General features: G+C 69.1%; 4 protein-coding genes. 2 read left to right on the top strand and 2 right to left on the bottom strand.

Annotation, left to right across the window (positions count from 1 at the left end):
- Together AB0J09_RS61240 and AB0J09_RS61235 are read left to right on the top strand one after the other, a co-directional pair.
- On the top strand, positions 1 to 337 hold a 337-nt coding region (locus tag AB0J09_RS61240; RefSeq protein ID WP_360713230.1), incomplete at its 5' end, for a DUF4097 family beta strand repeat-containing protein.
- Positions 338 to 560: 223 nt separating this feature from the next.
- Positions 561 to 1,061: a hypothetical protein gene (locus tag AB0J09_RS61235; RefSeq protein ID WP_360713228.1), complete on the top strand. Its 501-nt coding sequence runs from the start codon at positions 561 to 563 to the stop codon at positions 1,059 to 1,061.
- Here the strand turns inward: AB0J09_RS61235 and AB0J09_RS61230 are convergent.
- Both AB0J09_RS61230 and AB0J09_RS61225 read right to left on the bottom strand, forming a co-directional pair.
- Positions 1,001 to 1,228 carry a hypothetical protein gene (locus tag AB0J09_RS61230; protein WP_360713227.1) on the bottom strand — a complete coding sequence of 76 codons (228 nt, stop codon included), beginning with the start codon at positions 1,226 to 1,228 and terminating at the stop codon, positions 1,001 to 1,003. The genes AB0J09_RS61235 and AB0J09_RS61230 overlap by 61 nt on opposite strands.
- A 78-nt stretch (positions 1,229 to 1,306) precedes the next feature.
- Positions 1,307 to 2,743, bottom strand: coding sequence for an MFS transporter (locus AB0J09_RS61225; protein WP_360713225.1), 1,437 nt, complete (start codon positions 2,741 to 2,743; stop codon positions 1,307 to 1,309).
- Positions 2,744 to 2,897: the final 154 nt, after the last annotated feature.

The following is a 2,897-nucleotide window of genomic DNA, read 5'->3' as shown; positions in this document are numbered from 1 at the left end:
CTTCGAAGGCGCGTACCGCCAGATCAAGATCGACGAGGCCGCGAGCCTGCGCCTCACCGCGGTCGACGGCGACGTCGAGGTCGGCCGGCTGGGCGGCCCCGCGGAGATCGGCACCGCACGGGGCGGCATCCGGATCGCCGAGGCCGCGGGCGGCACGGTCGTGCTCCGCACCCAGTCCGGCGACATCTCGATCGCCGCTGCCAGTGGAGTCTCGGCCGCCCTGGACGCCGGCACCAGCCACGGCCGCATCACCAACGCCCTCAAGAACGACGGCACCGCCGAACTCGACATCCACGCCACCACCTCCAACGGCGACATCACCGCCCGCAGCCGGTGACCCGCAGCCTCCAAAGGAGAGGTAGACCAAGCCCGGTGACGACGAACGGCCCCGGTCCCTCCATGTGGACTGGGGCCGTTCTAGGCCCTCCGTTCGGGTTCGTGGTCCGGAGAACACCAGGAAACCGAACGGTCACCACGCCGGTAGAGAGCCGTCCTTATAAAGATCACTACATTAAGTAGTTGATTATTCGCTCTTTGTAGTTATCTGTGAGAGGGCCGGCATGCCCCATCCCCCACGGCGCCACTTCCTGACCTGCATCACCCTCACCGGCGCGACCCTCCTGGCCAGCATGACCTTGATGGCCGCCACCCCCGATCCCGCGGCCGCGGTCACGCGCCCTGCCCAGCACACGCCCCAGACGGCGGCACAGCGCGCGGAGGGGCCGCTGCTGGCCGACGCGGTCGCCATGCTGCCGGTGGCCACCGAGCGGCGCGAAGGCTACCAGCGCACCTCGTTCAGGCACTGGACCGATCAAGATCGTGACGGCTGCAACACCCGCGCCGAGGTCCTCCTCGACGAAGCCGTCACCCCGCCCCAGGTCGGGGCCGGCTGCCGGCTGTCGGGCGGGTCCTGGTACTCCTACTACGACGACCAGACCGTCGACGACCCCGCCCGGCTCGACGTCGACCACCTGGTCCCGCCTGCCGAAGCCTGGGATCGTCACGGTGTCGGGGTTCCCAGCGCGCAGAACTTCCCGATGACCAGCTTCTCCGGCCCGTAGTGGTACAGCACATTACGGGTTTCGAAGGCGGTCGGATCGTCCGGATCGTCGTAGTAGGAGAACTCCCCGATCTCGATCAGCGGCGAGGAGACCAGCGGCTTGAGCAGCACTACCCGCGGCTGGTCGGGCATCGGATGCACCAGGGTCGGGTCGGCGGGAACGGACATCACACATCATCCTTCTTCGGAAAAGCGGGCGGGAGAACGTCAGATCTCGTTGCCTCGATACTGGGGTCCCGGGCCGCGTCAGTGACTCGTGGTGTTCTCATGAACGCGCGGAGCCGGGCTCGCCGGCCGTGACGACTCGGTGCTCCTGATCAGCCACAGGCCGGTGAACACGGCTGTGGCCAAGGTGACGACGCCGGCCACGACGAAGGCGCTGTTGAGCCCCTCCTCGAAGGAGGCGCCACCGGACTCCCGGGTGCGGACGACAGCTCCGAGCACCGCCACGCCGAGGACCGCGCCGATCTGCCGGGTGGTGCTGCTGACGCCCGACGCCAGGCCGCCCTCCTGCGGGCTGACCGCCTGGATGGCGGCGCCGGTCAGCGGTGACATGGTCAGGGCGAAACCGATACCGACGACGGCCAGCCGCCACCACACGTTCGTGTAGCCGGTGTCGGCGTGCACGAAGCCCAGGGCCAGCAGTCCCAGCCCAGCCAGCGTCAGGCCGATGGTGACCATGATCCGGAAGCCGTACCGGGCGGCGAACCGGCCCGCGAACGGGCTGATGATGACCATCGCGAGCGTGGCGGGCAGGGTCTGCACCCCGGCTCGCAGGATCGAGCTGCCCTGGACGTAGACGAAGAACTGGGAGAAGAAGAACGACGAGCCCATGAGCGCGAAACCGACCACGATCATCGCCGTGTTGGAGACCGTGAACAGCCGTTGCCGGAAGAGTCGCAATGGCAGCATCGGTGCCGGCACCCGCCCTTCGACGACCACGAAGGCGGCGAGGATCACGGCCGCGGCGGCGAAGCTGCTCAGGATCACAGGCGAGGTCCAGCCACGGGAGCCGCCCTCGATCAGCCCGTAGGTGAGCGTCCCCACGCCCAGGACGGACAGGACCGTTCCCGGGACGTCGATCGCCGGCGCGCTCGGGTTGCGGGACTCGCCCAGCGCGCGCAGGCCGGCGACCAGCAGGACCGCGCCGACGGGCACGTTGACGAGGAAGATGGCGGGCCAGCCGAAGGCCTCCACCAGAACGCCACCGGCCAATGGTCCGGCGGCCAGACCGATTCCGCTGAATCCGGCCCACAGCCCGATCGCCCTGACCCGCTCCTGCGGAACCGGATACGCGGCGGCGAGCAGGGTCAGCGAGGCGGGGCTCAGCGCCGCGGCCCCGATGCCCTGCAGCACCCGCCCGACGATCAGCCAGCCGATCGAGGGCGCGGCGGAGCACAGGACGGACGCGGCGGTGAACACCACGACGCCGGCCAGGAACATCCTCTTGCGGCCGAAGCGGTCGGCGAAGACGCCGCCGGACAGCAACAGCATGGCGACCAGCAGCACATAGGCGTCGACGATCCATTGCAGCCCGGTCAACTGGGTGTGCAGCCGCTCCTGCATGTCGGGCAGCGCCGCACCGACGATCGTGTTGTCGAGCAGCACCATGAACTGCCCCAGGCAGGTCACCGTGAGCAACGCCGCCCGGTTCGGCACGGCCACCGGCGGTGCAGACTTCATCGTTCCTCCTAAAGCAGTTTGTTACTGCTTTAGGAAGCCTAGACGGTAGGCCCTATAAACGCAACCGCGAGCTGCGCTAAGGTGGGGGGCATGGAGGAGCGAGGGCCGGTCCGGCGGCCCGGCGGGCGCAGCGCCCGTGTCCGGGCGGCGGTGC

This window comes from Nonomuraea sp. NPDC049784, assembly GCF_040659615.1.
GTDB lineage: Bacteria > Actinomycetota > Actinomycetes > Streptosporangiales > Streptosporangiaceae > Nonomuraea.
Note: the sequence above shows the minus strand (reverse complement) of the source record. Positions and strands in the feature narration are given on the sequence as shown.

Excerpts from the sequence above, each read along its gene's own strand:
- AB0J09_RS61235 (WP_360713228.1), top strand. The coding sequence starts at position 561 with ATGCCCCATCCCCCACGGCGCCACTTCCTGACCTGCATCACCCTCACC.
- AB0J09_RS61230 (WP_360713227.1), bottom strand. The coding sequence starts at position 1,228 with ATGTCCGTTCCCGCCGACCCGACCCTGGTGCATCCGATGCCCGACCAG.
- AB0J09_RS61225 (WP_360713225.1), bottom strand. The coding sequence starts at position 2,743 with ATGAAGTCTGCACCGCCGGTGGCCGTGCCGAACCGGGCGGCGTTGCTC.